The following is a 16527-nucleotide window of genomic DNA, read 5'->3' as shown; positions in this document are numbered from 1 at the left end:
TATTAAGACTTGATCGACGCCTGATAGATTTTCTCGATCGAATCCGACAGCGTATCGTCGAACTCCTGCTCGGTCTGCCCGAAGCTGACGCCTTCCGCGAGCGCGCGGGAGAAGCTTGCGATCAGTCCCGGATTGCGGGCGAGCCGCTCGTTGGCTTCTTCGCGCGTATAGCCGCCCGACAGCGCCACGACGCGCACGACGTGCGGATCGTCCATCAGTTCGCTGTAGAAGCCGTCCACGGCCGGAATCGACAGTTTGAGCATAACGAGCACGCCGTCTTCCAGCTGGCCAAGCTGACGGATCAGTTCCGCTTTGAGCAGGCGTTCCGATTCTTCCCGGTCTTCGCTGTGGATATCGACTTCCGGTTCGATGATCGGCACAAGGCCGGCAGCGAAAATGCGGCGTCCGAATTCGAACTGCTGCTCTACCGCCTGCTTGATGCCTTCGGCATTCGCGCGATGAATGACCGAACGCATCTTGGTGCCGAAAATGTTCCGGTCCGCCGCCCGTTTCAGCAGCGCGTCGAGATCCGGCATCGGCTTCATCAGCTGGATGCCGTCTTTTTCAACGTCCAGCCCTTTATCGACTTTGAGGAACGGCACGATGCCTTTTTCTTCCCACAAATAGTCCGCCGTCGGTTTGCCGTCGATCTCGCGGTCCATCGTGTTCTCGAACAAGATGGCGCCCAGTATCCGCTCCGAATTGAATGCCGGGCTTTTGATGATCCGCGTACGCATCGTATGCACGGCGCCGTACATGCCTTCTTCGTCCGAGTACGCGTCTTCCGCGACTCCGTACAGCAGCAGCGCGTTCGGCGTGCTGCCTCCGCTCTGGTCAAGCGCCGCCACGAACCCCTGGCCGCTCCGCATCCGTTCCAGCTGTTTCTCGTTCATCTCCATCTTCCTTTCTTTTTCAGAAGTGATCAGTCATCCTTGTGTCCCTGTATTCATTACCCGAAACGGAGCGGCTCTCCCACCCTGTCTTTTTCCCGCGCGGGAATATGGTACACTTTGGACAGGAGAACATCTCCGAAAATCCCCTAAACCTGCGAGGTGCAGCCATGAATCCGACGGACCTGAATCGTCTTCAACTCCTAGTGTCGAACACGCACTCGATCAAGAAGGAATTCCCTTGGCAGCACGCAAGCCTCATGCGCCTGGCCGCCCTGCTGTATGCGGTCGAAGACAGGGAAGCCGATCTCTCTTCGATCCGGACCTGTCACGAGTCGATCAAGCAGAGTACCGGCGCGCTGTCGATGTTCCGGGGCAGCCTGTCATTCGGCCTCTCGGCGATGCTGTCGCTGAACGGCGATCCGCCTGGAGCGCTGAGCGACACGCTCGGCGCCTACGAAGAGATGAAAGCCTATTCGTTCAAGCCGTCCGACTATCTGGTCGTCGCCGCGTACGAACTCGCCGGCGGCGCGCAGCCCGGACGGCGGACGGAGATCGTCCGGCGCGCCCTGTTTTTCTACGACGGCATGAAAAAGAACCATCCCTACCTCACTTCGCACGACGATTACATTTTCGCCGTCATGCTCGGCTTGTCGGAGCTTGAGCCCGAGCCTGCGCTTGTACGCATGGAGCAGATCTATGCCCAGCTGAAGCCGGATTATCACGCCACCAACAGCCTCCAGGCGCTGAGCCAGGTGCTCGTGCTCGGCGATGCCGATGCCGCGGCGCTGGACCGCCTGGCCGAGCTGCGGAGCACGCTTCGGGAGCGCAAGCTGCGCATGGACAAGACGTACACGCTGCCTTCGCTCGGTCTGCTGGCGCTGCTGCCGACGGAAGTGCGCCTGATTGCCGACGCGATCGAGCAGGCCGATGCCTATCTGCGCGAACAGAAAGGCTTCGGCGGCTGGCATGTGCAGGAACAGGAGCGGCTGCTGCTGTCTTCCGCCGTCGTCATCTCGCGCAGCGTGAACGAAGCGGCGCGGCAGCTGTCGTCGCCGACGCTTGCCGCCGTGCTGACGAACCTGATCGCGGCCCAGCAGGCCACGATGCTGGCCAGCCTGACCGCGATCACCGTCGTCAATTCTTCTTCGAATTGAACAATCGCCAGCTGCCCGCCAAAGAGAGCGTGTCCCGGAAGCCGAGCGCCGACAAGACGAGCAGCAGCGGGTAGACCGGATACAGATACCGGGATTTGATCTCCCACAGCAGATAGAAAGCGATAAATCCGAGCAGCACGAGTACGGGCAGCACTTCTCCGAAGCGCCGGGCGCGAATGCCGGTCGCGAGCCGCACGGCGGACAGCAGGTACATCAGGATCGTCGAAGCGTGGACGAGCGCAAGCAGGCCGGAACGCGCCGGCGAATCGCCCTGGAACAGCCGGGTCAGCCATGTGTCGTACGCATAGCTTCCGGCGATGGAAGACGCGCCGGGGCGCGGCGACGACGATTCATTGCCGATGCCGTAGCGGTCGATCTGGTACGTGCCTTCGGTCCAGACCCAGATCAGCTTTTTGGCATACATGCGCAGCAGTTCGCCCGGCGACGCCTGCGACAGCTTGTCGGCGATCGAAGCTTTGTACAGCGCGACGCTGGCCTGCCCGTCGAAGTCCGCGTCATGCTCATAGATGAGATAGCTTTTACCGTTGTCCCAAAAGCCGAAGCGCTCCGCATCGATGCCCATGTTCAGCCACATATAGACCGGGGCGGCCTGCTTGAGCGACGCCGCATCCGTTACGCCGCCTGCTTGCAGCGCGGCGTTTTGCGTCCAGCCCGGCACCGGGAACAGCCCCGCGAGCACGATCAGCGCAAGCAGGCCGCGGCGCACGCCGAGGCGGCGCAGATGCAGCAGCACGTACAAGGTCGCGGCGATCAGCACGATCGCGCCGATGCTGCGAAAAGCGTTGCCGAGCGCAAGCAGGGCCGACGCCGCGGCGATATACCCAAAATGCCGGGTACGCACGAAGCGAAGCACGGTGTAGATCGCCGACGTCAGCAGCGCCGTTCCGATCACGTCGTTGTAGATCAGGTTCGGCATGAGCAGCGCCGGCACGTAGCAGGCCGCCGACAGCAGCGCCGTATAATCATTTTCCCGCGGCCGGCCGGACAGCTCCCGATAGATCAGGTGGACCATCAGCGTCGTCAGCAGCGAGAACAGAATATTGAACAGCTTGATCGTCACATAGCTGTCCGGCAGCAGCGCCAGCAGCGTCTTGAGATACCAGACGATCGGGAAGTTGAACGGAAACATGTGCAAATAACCGCCCGGCTCGAACGTCGAATAATCGCCGCGGTCCAGCATGCCAAGCGCAAGCGAGAGCACCGTTCGGGAATCGTCTGTCGGCAGCCGCGGCAGCAGCAGGATCAAGCCCAGCTGCACGATGAACGACCCAGCCAGCACCGCCGGGACAACCGCCCGCGGCCGCAGCCGGTTGAGGCCCCGGAACGCCCGGTGCAGCAGCACGGCCAGCGCGGCCAACGCAAGCAGCAGCCCGAGCAGCCCAAGCGGCTGCTGCGGCTGCAGGACCGGATTGTCGCCGTAAGCGGCGAAGTTGTAGACGGCCCGCACGAAGAACGAAGCGCCGAAGAACAAGGCGAAGAATGCAATCAGGATCACGTAGAAGATTTTCTCGTAGAACGTTTTATTGAACAGATGCGGCATGGCTCGGCTCCTTCGGGACAAAATCTTTTCGCTTGCGAAAAGGTCTGCCCCATTATAAACAAGCCGGCTGAAAAATGGCTGAACGCCCGGGCGCAGCAAAAAGCGGCCCGCCGTTCCGAGCCGCGCCGCCTGTTTCATTCAGGTTTATTTCAAGTCTTTTTATTTCAAGTCTATTCATTTCAAGTTTCTTTCGGCTCCAGCCGGATCGTCTCGGTTCGCCCGCCCTCGTCCCAGATCAGCAGCAGCTCTACCGTGCCGGCTTCGTCGGGCGAATATTCCGTCGTGGTCAGATCGCGAAGCAAGTAGAGCGCTTCCGCCGGTGACTGCTTGACGTCCATCGTGCCGCTGCCCGATTCGATATCCGTTCCATAGTACGAATATTTCAGTTCGCCCGTCGGCGCCGAACCCGGCTCCTCGTAATGCACAGTCAGGCGCCCCCGCATCTTGCCTCCGCCTTCGGGGATATACATCGCGTACCGGGCTGTCCACGCTTCCCCGCTTCCCGTGTACTCGCGCACGCTCGAAGCGGCCTGCCCGTTCGGGACCGCCGCTTCGGAAGCCGGCGCAGCCGAACGCTCCGGCGTCTCCGTCTCCGCGCAGCCGCCGAGCAGCGCCGCGATCAGCATCGATATCCCTACCACTCCTGCCCTTTTTCCGTACATCCCCGTGCCCCCTTTCACGCCGGCCGCCTGCCGAACGTCTTTGCTCTTATCGTATTTGTAACCGTTTTTGCCTATAAAAAAACGAACCGGAAGACGCTTTCCGGTTCGCGCATGATCTAGAAATCTATTCGTTCCGGCAGCCGCCGGCCGGGGCCTGCGTCAGCCCAGCAGTTCGGCGGACGCAAATCGCTCGTCGGCGCCGCATTCGACGCGGATCGTGTGGCCCGCGAACAGCTCGCCGTCGTCGTACCACAGCGTCAGGCGTCCGTCCCCGCCGATCGTCAGCGAGCCAAGCGTCAGCCGGGCGGCGAATCCGGCTTCGTCCAGCGGCCGCACCTCCCCGCCGTCCTCTTCTTCGCCGGTCCAGACGTCGTTTTTGAGGTCCAGCAGCTGCCTCGCGGCGTACCTTCGCGCGGCGGCATCCAGCTCTTTCAGGCGGTCTGCCGCCGCTTCGAGCATCGGCCGCATATGCCGCGCCTCTTCGGGATCGGCCGTGTCCAGCTCCACGCCGACGACGTCGTTCCCGCGGCGCAGTTCGCCCGCGAACGCCTGCCGCTCCGCGTCGAAGGCAAGCGGGCTCCGCCCTCCGCTCCACGGGATCGGCGGATGGTCGGCTGCCTCGCGCCTGGCCGGCGGAAGCGCGATCTCCTCCATCGCGTAAAAAGCGTCTTCGATCTCGGCTTCCGTGACGCCGTCCATCACAAGGTCCAGTCCGGCGAAAGCCCGGCCCATCTGAATTATCGACGCCTCGACGCTGCGCCCGTCCGTCGAACGCAGCCCAAAACGGCCGCTCGACGCATATTCCGCCTGCTTCGCATCCGCCGCTCCGGCCGAGCCTGCCGGTCCTGCGTACCGAACCTCAGCCGGCTCGAAATCCGCCGGCAGCGGAATATGCGTCCACGACGAACCGCCGTCTTCGAAGCAGCGATACAGATCGGCACATATCCGGGACTCCGCGCCCGGTTCGGGCCGCTTGTTCAAGATGCGCACCCGTCCGTCCGCCTGACGGATCGCGTGCTTGGACTGAAGCAGCAGCAACGCCGAACCGTCCGGGGCAGACGCGTGCAGCGCTTCGAGCGCGGCGAGTTCCTCCGCGGCCTGCCGGTCGCCTGCGTAAGCCCGCTTCATCCGCTCCTGCAGAAACGAAGAATCGATATACATGTATAAACGCCTCCTTGGCAGCCGGGCCGCTCTGCCGGATTGCGGCCTGAGCTGAGCGCCGCTTCCGCCGCATTTTTCGGGTTTTGGTCCTGCTTCGGAACCGGTCGGAACAAGCCTTTTTGCGGCTTTCCGCGATCGTTTTCAGCCGGCTTTGACCCCTTTTGCCGATCACGTTCCGATTTTCGCCGTTCGCCTCTTGACCTCGCCTCTTTTACCTGCGAAAATGAACCGCCGACCCTTGGAGCCGCAACATTTGCGTCCAAAAAGCCGATAACTAACAATAGCCTCATCATATAAGGAGAACCGTCTATGAATGCACTCAAAACCGCCGGCCTGCTGCTGATTCTGCTGACGGCCGGCTGCGGCCGAATCGCTTCTCCCGGCGATCTTCTGCACGCTCCGAACCTTGCCGGCGAAGAACAGTCGCTGTACCGCGCCGTGCAGCCTTTTCTGCCGGCCGGCTATCAGCTGACTACCCCGGACCAGTCGGATCAGGGCAGCGCGATCCGGCTGGCCGATCTCGACGGGGACGGCGAGAAAGAACTGATCGTTTCCTATAAAAGACCCGAGACGGATTACGAAGTCAACGTCCTCATTCTAAGCCAGACCAACGGCGCCTGGCAAAAGTCCGCCCTCATTACCCGCAGCGGCATCAATCTGGACTATCTCGCGATCAAGCCGCTGTTGAACCGCTCTTCCGCGCAGCTGCTGCTCGGCTACGACGGCGGCGGAACCGGCCTGCCCAAAGAGCTGTACGTCTACTCGCTGAACGGAGCCAAAACCGAACCGATCCTGCACCGTTCATACGAACAGATCTCCACAGGCGAACTGCTCGGCAACGGACTGAGCCAGATCGCGATCGTGCCGCCTTCCGAGAACGCCGAGAACACGCGGTCGCGTATCGAGATCCTCGGCGAGAAAAACGGCGCAGTGACCGAAATCGCGGAACGCCGCACCGAAGGCACCATTCTGAGTATGCAGATCGACCAGGCTTCCGCGACGCGGATCGGCTTGTTCGCGCAGGTGCTGGGCACGACCCGTTCGGGATACAGCATGCTGCTGGCCTGGGAAGACGGCCGCCTGGCCAATATCCTCTCGCTGCCCAAAGCTTCGTACGATTCCCGTGCGTCGAGGCAGGATCTCCGGCTCGGACCGCCCGACTTCAATCCCAATCTGGCCGCAACCGGGCAGAAATGGTGGATCGATTATCCGGCGAACAACCGGGACGTCGACGACGACGGCATTCTGGAGATCGCGATGCCCAATCCGATGCCGGGTTCCGACGATGCGTCGGGCACCCCGCAGCTGTGGAGCGATTCGTATTACCGCTGGGACGGCGAGAGCCGCATGCGGTTCGTCGAAGACCGCTTCTGGCAGTGGGGCTACGATCTGCGCATCCCCGATCGCTGGCAGGGTAAATACCGGATCGAGCTGCCCGATGGCAATCCGGAATCCATCAGCGAAGTCCGGTTTATGTATGCGCCGCAGGCCGATCCCGACGCCGAAGCGAACGCGGGCGACGATTCCGCGGGCAGCGCTTCCGCCGACAACGCCGATCCCGAAGCGGTACTGCTGACGCTGCGTCAGCTGTCGAGCGAAGAATGGAACCGGCTGCAGCCGATGCTGGACAGCCGCCAAGCCCAATACGTCGTACTTGGCGACAAAAATTCGATGGTAGCCGGCCGTTCTTCGCAGATTACGATCGCGCTGCTGCCGAATGCGGCCACCCGTCTGTCCGGCGAAGACTCCGCTGCGTACGAAGCGCTGCGCCTGACAGCGTCGGAAGTGAAGCGGCTGGCCGGACTGGATGACGACAGCCGCGAGGAAGAGGAGGCGTTCAGCCATGTTGAAAAGCATTAGGGGACGACTCCTGCTTCAGATTGGCGTGCTGCTTCTAACGATCATCCTGCTGCTGGAGATGATCTTCGCCGCGGCGGTGTCGACCTATTATTTTGACAGCGCGCGGCAGATCGTGCAGTCCCGCGCCGTTACCGCGGCCACACTGTCCAATCAGTTTATGGAAGGGTACACGCTGCAGGAACGGGCCCGTTACATTTTGGAAAACCTCGTGCCGGGCGAAAGCAGCCGCGTCGAAGTGCTCGATCCGGAAGGCCGGACGGTCGTCGATTCGTACGGCTTCTCCTCGAATCAGCGCATTCGCACGGCGGACGTGCGAATCGCCCAGCAGGGCGGCGTCGGCAGCTATTCCGGCTACTCGCAGGCGTTCCGCCAGCGGATCATGGCCATCTCAAGCCCGCTCGTCAGCTACGGCGAAGTGATCGGCACGCTGCGCTTCTCCGTCTCGGCCGAACCGCTGTACCGCGAAGTGGTGAAGCTGATCGGCTGGTCGATCGGGATCGGAGCCGGCGTGCTTGCGCTCGGCGTGGCGCTCAGCCTTATTATCGCCCGCCGCATCGTCGGTCCGGTCAAAGAACTGACGACCATCTCCCGGCAGATGGCGACCGGCGACTTTTCCGCCAAAGCCGTCCGCAAATACAACGACGAAGTAGGCACGCTCGCCGATTCGCTCAACCATATGAACGAAGAACTGTCCAAAAGCGAGAAGATGAAAAACGACTTCATCTCCACCGTGTCCCACGAACTGCGCACGCCTTTGACTTCGATCAAAGGCTGGGGCGAGACGCTGGTCATCGGCGGGCTCGACGACGAAGACACGACACGGCTCGGGCTCGGCGTCATCACCAGCGAGACCGATCGGCTGATCGGCCTCGTCGAAGACCTGCTCGATTTTTCCAAATACCAGGCCGGCGAGATCCGTATGCGCTCCGTTCCCGTCGACCTGAACAGCCTGCTGCGGCAGCTGGATTTGCAGTACACCCATTCCGGCAACAAACGCGGCGTGACGCTGCATACGCTGCTGCCGGAAGGGCCGATGCCCATGCACGCCGACCTCAACCGGCTCAAGCAGGTGTTCGTCAACCTGATCGACAACGCGATCAAATTCTCCGACCTGAACGGCGAAGTACGGCTGACCGCCGCCTGCGCCGATCTGCAGGTCCGCGTCTCCGTACAGGACGACGGCGAAGGCATCCCGGCCGAAGACCTGGAGAAAATCGGCCGCCGTTTCTACAAAGGCAGCTCCAAAATGTCCGGCAGCGGCCTCGGCCTCGCCATCAGCAAAGAAATCGTGCGCCTGCACGGCGGCCTGATCAAGATCGAGAGCGAATACGGCGTCGGCACGACGGTCACCGTCACGCTGCCGCTCGTCGTGGACGAGCCGTCGAACGACGGGAAGCCGGACAAGCCGGATTGGCTGCTGTAAGGCTTTTGCGGCGGAGGCCGGACCTCTGTCCGGGCCAACTTCTTTTGTCGAGTTTGACGACTCGAACGGCCTTGATGACGCGACCGGCCTTGCCGATCATGCCGATCTTACCTATCTTACTTTATCGACCCGATCCGCTATCCCTGTTCCGCCAAAGGAGAATCCCATGACGATCACACCGACCGTGTCCGAAGCTATCGAAGCTTCCGTTCTTTTTCTGGAGACGACTACGCATTTCGAGCCGTCGCACGACGAAGACAGCCGCCACAAATGGAACGGCGCCTGGTGGCATATGGCCGCCCTGCACGAACTGGGCGAAGTTCGCCGCATTCCCGCATCCGCGATCGCGCAGGCAAAGCGGCTGCTTGGGACCCGCGTATGGCCGACGTTCGTTATCGCGGACAGCGACGGGCCGTCCCGCACGCAGGACTTGGACAAGTGGGACTGCTGCCACTGCGAACTGGCTGTCTTTTACGGAGTCCTGCAGGCGTACGGCTGCGATCTCGATGCCGAGATGCCGTGGATTCGCGACTGGCTGCTTAACCATCAGCTGCCCGACGGCGGACTGAACTGCGATCCCGACGCCTACGTCCATTCCCGCAAAAGTTCGATCGTCTCGACGCTTCCGCCGCTCGAAGCCATTCTCCGCCATACCGACCGCCCCTTTACCGAGCGGGAAAAAGCGTTTCTCGACGCAGGCGCGCGCTACCTGATCGAGCATCGGTTAGTCTGTTTCAGGTCGAGCGGCGAAGTAATCAACGCGGATTGGCTGAAGCCGTGCTTTCCGCGCTTTTTCGAATACGATATTTTGCGCGGCTTGTCGTTCCTGACGGAATGGGCCGAGAAACGCGGCAAGCTTCTTCCGGCCAAGTTCGCGGAACAGGCGCTGGAGCGGGTGCAGCCTGCTCTCGCCGGAGACAGCGTGCGGATCGGCCGGCAGGTGTGGGACGCTGACGGCGAATGGGGCGGCGAGACGTTCGCGCTGCTGGATGCGCTTGCCGGCGTCGGCAAAGTGTCGGAACCGCTGAGCCGGCAGCTGAACGCGATGCGATAGGCGAGCCGGAACGCTGGAGCGCTGGAGAGCGGAGCATTTTCTCCGCTCTTTAAGCGGTCGGGCCGCTTTCCCGGCGCGGTCGCGATTCCAACGAATCGTGATCGCGCTATTTGTCGTTCAAGCGGCTTTTCCGGATTCTAATGAATCGTAATCACGCTACGGCGCCCGAATTCTGCCAAAACCTTCGAATGGCGGCAAATAAGAAGCTGACGATTCGTTAATCGCTCAAAAGAGCCGAAAAACCGCAAATAGCGATACCTGGGTTCGTTGCAGAACCACAGTAAAAAGAACCTTCGAAATCGAAGGTTCTTCGTCGCTTTTACCTGTCGGGGTCGTTTGCCTTCCGATTGCGACCGCCTGTCGGTCGAACCCGGCCTTCAGGCGATCAGGCTCCGGCGCGCCGCACGAAAAGGTCCGCCGAACCGCTCAGCACCGCACGTGCTTGCGCTTGAATACGATTCTTCCCCGGTCCGCGGCTTTGCGTATATTTTCCGAAGTCTGGAGCACTTTGCTTTTGGGTGTTCCCTGACCCACTTCGACGGGAGCCATCGCTTCGGCCGTTGCCAGCGCCCGTTCGTGCAGCGGTCCGTAAGAAACGGCTGTCGTATAGACGAAGTTGGCCATCGAATACTGGGCTCGTTCGGGCGCGGCGTGAATCGTCTTGAGCACGAGATCGAGCAGGCCGTCCAGCTTCTTCGCTTCGAACTCTTCGTCTTTGCGCGTGCCGAGCAGCCAGCAGTAGCAGCTCCAGCCTGCCGACTGCTTCAGTTCGTCCCCGCTTGCGATCCATTTGTCCGCCACCGTCTGCGCGATGTCCGATTCCGACAGCGTCACCGCCACGACGAAATCGGAGATCATATAGAAGTAGGCGGCGTCGATCCAGCGTTCAAAATCGGCTTCGGTCATCCGTGCGGGATCGGCAATGACCCCGGCAAAGTACATTGCGTCATAATTGCCCGTGGCGTACAGCTGCTCGGCCAGTTCCTGATCCTTCCGGATCTTTTTCGACATCGGCTTCATCGCTCCGGTCGCTACGCCGAATACCGGTTCGCACGCTCCGTTGGACATATACATTTTTTTCGAACGTTCTTTGCCGAGTTCTTCGAGTTCCCGCATAACCTCTTCCAGATTCATCGTACAGCCCCCCATGTTCATGATGTCGGATTTCTGGCCGTTTATAGGCACATTCGTTCGGATTTGCCCCTCGAATATACGCCTTATTTTAATAAATGTAAATAAATTCAATACTTAGTCTAACCGATAGCTGTTAAAAAAAAGGACGGAGTTCATCTCCGCCCTTCCATCTCTCCATGTTACGTTCTTGCTTTTTGCACTTTGAGCTGTTTGCCTTTGATCGTCGTCTCCTGCATCGCTTTCAGCACCAGATTGCCTTTGCCGTTAAGGATATCGACGTACGTCACGGTCTCCTGGATGCTGATGATGCCGATATCGTCCGCGGTCACGCCTTCGATACGGGCAATCGTGCCCACGAAGTCGACGTTGCGCAGTTTTTTCTTTTTGCCGCCGTTAAAATAGAGCTTCATGATGTTCGCGTTCAGCTCTTCGCCCCGGCTCTTCTTCGCCGCGGGGCGATCCCGCAGTTTACGGTCGAACGCCGCCTGCGCCTCCGCGACCATGTGCGCGGAAGGCTCTTCGAAGCGCGGCAGCTCGAAGCCGATATACCGTTCGATCGACGCGAGAAACTTGTCTTCGAACGGCGTCACGAACGTGATCGCCGTGCCGCTCTGGCCCGCGCGTCCCGTACGGCCCGTGCGGTGCACGTAGCTTTCTTTTTCCATCGGCAGATCGTAGTTGATCACGTGCGTGATCCGGTCGATGTCGATGCCGCGCGCCGCTACGTCGGTCGCGACAAGGTAGCGGAACTGCCCGGCGCGGAACTCGTTCATCACGCGGTTGCGGTCGTCCTGCTCCATGCCGCCGTGAATCTTGCTCGACGGATAGCCGAGACGATCCAGTTGGGCCGAGACCGCGTCCACGTTGGCCTGCGTCCGGCAGAAGATGATGCAGCTGTCCGGATTTTCAGTCACGGTCACTTTGTGCAGCAGCGCCGCTTTGGCTTTTTCGCCCACCGTGTACAACTTGTGCTGAATCTGCGTCTGGCGCTTGTCCGAAGCCGAACCGATCTCGATATCGACCGGGCTGCGCATGTAGCGATGGCACAGACTCTCGACGTCTTTGGGCAGCGTAGCGGAGAACAGCATCGTCACCCGCTCCTTCGGCAGCTGCTTGATGATCTTCTCCAGCTGTTCGATGAAGCCCATGCTCAGCATCTCGTCCGCTTCGTCGATGATCAGGTATTGGATGCGTTCCAGATCGATCGTGTCTTTCTCGATATGGTCCATCACCCGTCCCGGCGTGCCGACGACCACGTGATTGCGCTGCATCAGTTCGCGCTTCTGGCGGTCGAACGGCTGCTTGCCATAGATCGCCGCCGCTTTGATCCGCTTGAAGCGACCGATGTTCATCATGTCTTCCTTAACCTGGTCGGCCAGCTCGCGCGTCGGCGTCAGGATCAGCGCCTGCGGACGGCTCTCTTCCCATTGCAGCAGCTCGCACAGCGGAATGCCGTAAGCCGCCGTCTTGCCGCTGCCGGTCTGGGATTTGACCGTTACGTCTTTGCCGGCCAGCGCCTGCGGAATGACCTGCTGCTGGACCGGCGTCGGATTTTTGTAGCCGAGCGTATCGAGCGAACGGAGAATTTCTTCGCTGAGCCCGTAGTGTGCAAAATCGGACGTGCCCGCTTCGGCGGATTCCGCGGAACCCGCACCTGCTTGGCCCTGATCCGGCCCGTTCGGCTGTTCCTGCGCGTCAGACGCGACAGGCACGGCGTTCGGGTCGGAAGTCTGGCCGTGTTGTTCTTGATTTTCTATATCGTTGTTCGGTTGGCTTTCGCTCATTGGGGTTGAACTCCTTCGATTCTGGTATCCGCTAAGCGTAACACAGATCCGGCTCGTTGGGGACCGGCGTTTTGAAGATTGCCCGCCGGGCACCGGGAGAACGTATCCTTCGAGGAAGCCAACCGCCTTGCGGCGGGCCGATCGCTTCTTATTCGCCTTCGTTCGCAGGTTCGACTGCGGCTGGCTCGGCTGCGGCCGGTTCGACGGCGACCGGTTCGACGGCGGCCGGTTTGGCGGCGGCCGGTTCAGCTGCGGCAGGTTCAACCGCGGCTGGCTCGGCAGCAGCCGGTTCGACCGCGGCTGGTTCGGCCGCCGGAGATGCAGCGGCCGAAGGAGCGGCGGCCCGGCTCACCCGGATCGTGTACGTCCGGTAATCGGTTCCGTCCGCGGAAGCGGTCGCCACGAGGATCGGTGCCGTCGTAGCCGACAGGTTGATAACCGCCGAATCGGACCCGCTGCTCAGTGCGGTGCCGTTCACGCGCACTTCGGTCAGCGGAGCTCCGGCTGTCGGCCGGATTGTAAGGCCGTTCAGATTCGCCGGCACTTTCAATTCGTACTCCTGCGTATTGTAGGCAAACTCCGGCGACAGCAGCAGCGCTTTGCCGTCCGTTCCGACGACTTCCAGCTTTTGCAGCGTGGAATCAAGCGCGGCGGCCGTGCGGACGACGGTCACCTGAACGGTGCGTACCGTCGTTCCGTCTCCGGCTGTCACCGCGACCGGAACGGTGTTCTCGCCTTCGGCAGCGGCGACTTCCGACGGTTCTCCGCTGACGGCCGGTTCCCCGTTAATCGTCAGCGCCGCTCCTTCCGGACTGTTCAGCGTCGCGGTCAGATTGACCGTGTCTTTGAAATGCGGCAGTTCCAGCCGGTACGCTTCATCCGATTCTTTGGACAGCGTTCCGAAATCCGTCGTCAGGTCCGCAAGTCCCGCATCGCTGCGTTCGGCCGGAATCCCCTGGTACAGACGCACGTTATCGACATGGACCGTTCCGTAATTCAGGCTGTTGGCCGAAAAAGAGAAGCTGCCGATATCTTCGATCGCGTTGCGGAAAGGCACCTGCTCCGCCACCGCCGCGCCGTTCACGTAGAGATCGTACTTGTCCGACGCCGTGTTCATGACGAGGCGGAGAGTGTACCATTTGCCCGGTTCGTAAGCCATCAGCTTCGTCGACTCGCTGCCTTTGTAGGCAATGATCTGACCTTTGGAGAAAGCGAGCGATACGCCGGTATTCGCGCTTGCCGTTCCGCCGCTGCTGTAGACGTACGGCAGGTTGAACCAGTCGGTGCTGCCTGCGCCGTCCAGCTTCATGACGTCCGCGGTCAGCGTTACGATGCCTTTGACCGTTCCCTTCGGGAACGATTGGGACAGCGAAGTTACGCCGCTGTTGCTCGAACGCGTCAGCTTCATGCTCTTGCCTGCGCGATCCGGCAATTCGACGGCTCCAACCGTGCCTCCGTTGGCTCTGATCTGCCACGGCGCGGCCGGGGCAGCGCCAGGCTGCAGATCGTCAAAATCGCTTCCATGAATAAGACGGGCTTCCGTACCGGCCAGATACAGGTCCGGAGCCTGGCTCCGTTCGCCGGAACCGACCCGGATACCGGAAGCGTTGGCCGGGCGGAAGCCGGCTTTCTCGGCCGACAGCGTATAGCCTTCGCCCGCTGCCACGGCCGGGAACGTGTAACTTCCGTCCGCGCCGCTGACCGTTTCCGCGACTTTTTGATCGCCAAGCGACAGCACGACGGTCACGTCTGCGGCGGCGGCTTGATTGTCGTCGTACACTTTGCCGGAGAGCGAACCTCCCGCGGCGTTGGAGACGAGCGCGAGATCGGTAGTCACGACGTTGCCCGCACGAACGGTAAACGTCGCGCTTTCCGCCTGCGCGTACCCGCTTTTGGCGGCCCGAAGTTTGAGGGTCCGTCCGACCGGCACGCTGCGAATGACGTAACGGCCGAGGTCGTTGGTGATGGCAGGCGTTCCGCCTGCCGCATCGGCTACGGCGGCGCCGGCGACCGCTTTGCCGGCTGCGTCGGTCACGCGGCCGACCAATGTGGCCGTCGTGGTCGAATCGTCGTAGAATTCGAACGCGCCCGGATCGGCTTGGCCGTTATACAGCAGGCGTCCCGCGAAGTCCCGCGCCGGCGTTGCTTGACTGCCGACAATCGTCAGGCCGCGTTCGATCAGCGGGGATTCCGCTTTGAGTTGGTAGCCGCCCAGCGTATTCAGGGCGGGGCCCTGCGCCTGCGAGCCCGTGCCGCCCGTTCCCGGGTTGGTCAGCATCGGATCGCCGAGCCGCGGATTCGCGTCGCTGGCCGGAGCGCCGAACGCGCCGTCCGGCGAATAATAACTGTTCGTATCGTAGGTAATCGTCGGGCTTTCTGTCAGTGCCCGAACCGGCCGCGTCGTATACAGGATATTGTTGCGCAGCCGGTAGGTCGATTTGAGCGAGCTGCCGTATCCGTAGACCATGTAGCCGCTCACTTCGTTGTAGATCGTATTGTTGTACACGTCCGCGACCGCTTTGGCGTCGGAGTGCAGATAGATCGGATATCGCTTGTTGTTCTCCAGCACATTGTAACGAATCACGGTGTCCCCAAACACGAATTGGCAGATCAGGATGCCGTCTCCGTTACCGTGCATGTAGTTGTACTGGATCAAAATGTTTGTCGTGCCTTTGTCGGGATCGATGCCGTTGGAATCGGCTCCGCCCGCTTTTTGCTCGGTGTTCATGACTTCGTTGTACTGGATCGTAATGTCGTCGGCGTAATACGCTTCGATGCCCGAAGTACCCGCTTTGTCGACCACATTGCGTTCCACCAGACCCCCCCGGATTCCGGTCAGATACATGCCGTTGCAGCCGTACGGAGTACCCTGCTGCGTAATGAAGTTGTTGCGAATAACGATGCCGCTGTGCGGTGTGAAGTTCGGATCCTGCGCGTCCTTGCGGGTTCCCCAACCCGTCGGGACGATCTGGCTTCCGTCGCTTCCGTTACCGGCATACTGCTTGAAAATAATGCCGCCGAACGACGTGTTCTTCACCGTCGAATCTTCGATGACGACGTCCTGGAACACGGTAGCGCGTACCGGAGCCTGAAGATTCGCCACGCTCGTATCGAAGACGATGCCGCCCGTCTTCTTGGAGCCGTCCCAGCCGGTCTTGAACCGGATGCCCGGCTTCGGATTGGTCGGGATGCTGCCGCCGATCCAGGCGATCTCGCCGGACACGTCGTGCACGTCGACCGCTTTGATGCGGAAATATTGCAGTGTGCCCGCATCCTGTCCCGTAATATGGATGCCGCGGTAATCGCCCAGCGACGCGCCGGGAACAGTCGACGGCGGCGTCTGGTTGGACACGTCCAGGTTGCGGATCTCCCAATGCTGCTGATTGCTCAGCAGGACCGCGTCCGCATGTTTGCCGTTGGCGCGAATCTTCGGCTTGTCGCCGCTGCCGTACCGGTCGATAACGATCGGGCGTCCGGCCGTGCCGGAACCTTTGGGCGCGAGCGTCTGGTTGTCCCACGCCGCTCCCGATTTCAGCAGGATCCGGTCGCCCGGTTTGAATGTCTGGGCGTTCGCTTTGGCCAGAGACTTCCACGGCTTCTGCTGCTGCACGCCCGCGTTCTGGTCGCTGCCCGTCTGGCTGTCGATGTAATAATCCGTTCCCGTCCCTACGGCCGCCGCTCCCTGTACCGGCTGCGTGCCGGTTCCGGTCTGGGCTTGTCCCGCTGCCGGAAAAGCGCCAAGCAGCATAATTGCAGCAAGCACACCGGATAACCAGGATTTTCCTTTGCGAACTTGAATAGAGCTCATAACTAACCTCCCGTCGTTTTTTGTGAAAGCGCC

11 protein-coding genes are annotated in these 16527 nt (G+C 61.2%); 4 read left to right on the top strand and 7 right to left on the bottom strand.

Features of this window, described 5'->3' with window-relative positions; all coding sequences use genetic code 11:
- Window positions 1–2: 2 nt before the first annotated feature.
- Window positions 3–893, bottom strand: coding sequence for a fructose bisphosphate aldolase (locus tag FFV09_RS14745; protein ID WP_141448531.1), 891 nt, complete (start codon window positions 891–893; stop codon window positions 3–5).
- A gap of 167 nt (window positions 894–1060) precedes the next feature.
- On the opposite strand from FFV09_RS14745, the gene FFV09_RS14740 reads away from it, so the two are divergent.
- Complete coding sequence (locus tag FFV09_RS14740) at window positions 1061–2047, top strand: DUF4003 family protein (RefSeq protein WP_170315035.1); 987 nt, start codon at window positions 1061–1063, stop codon at window positions 2045–2047.
- Here the strand turns inward: FFV09_RS14740 and FFV09_RS14735 are convergent.
- The 3 genes from FFV09_RS14735 to FFV09_RS14725 all read right to left on the bottom strand — a co-directional run bounded on the left by FFV09_RS14735 (window position 2028) and on the right by FFV09_RS14725 (window position 5431).
- Window positions 2028–3608: a glycosyltransferase family 39 protein gene (locus FFV09_RS14735; protein ID WP_141448529.1), complete on the bottom strand. Its 1581-nt coding sequence runs from the start codon at window positions 3606–3608 to the stop codon at window positions 2028–2030. The genes FFV09_RS14740 and FFV09_RS14735 overlap by 20 nt on opposite strands.
- Before the next feature lie 179 nt (window positions 3609–3787).
- On the bottom strand, window positions 3788–4270 hold the full coding sequence (locus tag FFV09_RS14730; RefSeq protein WP_141448528.1) for a hypothetical protein: 483 nt from the start codon (window positions 4268–4270) through the stop codon (window positions 3788–3790).
- Window positions 4271–4429: 159 nt separating this feature from the next.
- The gene (locus FFV09_RS14725) at window positions 4430–5431 is read right to left on the bottom strand and encodes a DUF2262 domain-containing protein (RefSeq protein ID WP_141448527.1); all 1002 of its coding nucleotides are present in this window, start codon (window positions 5429–5431) and stop codon (window positions 4430–4432) included.
- Between the two features lie 309 nt (window positions 5432–5740).
- Here FFV09_RS14725 and FFV09_RS14720 point away from each other — a divergent pair, with 309 nt between their 5' ends.
- The 3 genes from FFV09_RS14720 to FFV09_RS14710 all read left to right on the top strand — a co-directional run bounded on the left by FFV09_RS14720 (window position 5741) and on the right by FFV09_RS14710 (window position 9768).
- Window positions 5741–7291 carry a hypothetical protein gene (locus FFV09_RS14720; RefSeq protein ID WP_141448526.1) on the top strand — a complete coding sequence of 517 codons (1551 nt, stop codon included), beginning with the start codon at window positions 5741–5743 and terminating at the stop codon, window positions 7289–7291.
- Entirely contained in the window at window positions 7275–8714 is a 1440-nt protein-coding gene (locus FFV09_RS14715; RefSeq protein ID WP_141448525.1) for a sensor histidine kinase, read from the top strand. Before FFV09_RS14720 ends, FFV09_RS14715 begins: the two co-directional genes overlap by 17 nt.
- Before the next feature lie 166 nt (window positions 8715–8880).
- Window positions 8881–9768 (top strand): prenyltransferase/squalene oxidase repeat-containing protein, encoded by an 888-nt coding sequence (locus tag FFV09_RS14710; protein WP_141448524.1) that lies wholly within the window; start codon window positions 8881–8883, stop codon window positions 9766–9768.
- Window positions 9769–10194: 426 nt separating this feature from the next.
- Here the strand turns inward: FFV09_RS14710 and FFV09_RS14705 are convergent, their stop codons facing one another.
- From FFV09_RS14705 to FFV09_RS23985, 3 genes are all read right to left on the bottom strand, one after another.
- A complete protein-coding gene (locus FFV09_RS14705; RefSeq protein WP_141448523.1) occupies window positions 10195–10902 on the bottom strand; it encodes a DNA alkylation repair protein in 708 nt (235 codons plus the stop codon).
- A gap of 179 nt (window positions 10903–11081) precedes the next feature.
- Window positions 11082–12686, bottom strand: a complete 1605-nt coding sequence (locus FFV09_RS14700; RefSeq protein ID WP_141448522.1) for a DEAD/DEAH box helicase — start codon at window positions 12684–12686, stop codon at window positions 11082–11084.
- 148 nt (window positions 12687–12834) lie between these two features.
- The gene (locus FFV09_RS23985; protein ID WP_141448521.1) at window positions 12835–16494 is read right to left on the bottom strand and encodes a carboxypeptidase regulatory-like domain-containing protein; all 3660 of its coding nucleotides are present in this window, start codon (window positions 16492–16494) and stop codon (window positions 12835–12837) included.
- Window positions 16495–16527: the final 33 nt, after the last annotated feature.

It is taken from the genome of Saccharibacillus brassicae, assembly GCF_006542275.1.
Taxonomy (GTDB): Bacteria; Bacillota; Bacilli; order Paenibacillales; family Paenibacillaceae; genus Saccharibacillus; species Saccharibacillus brassicae.
The sequence above is the reverse complement of the archived record's forward strand: the minus strand, read 5'-3'. Positions and strand labels throughout refer to the sequence as shown.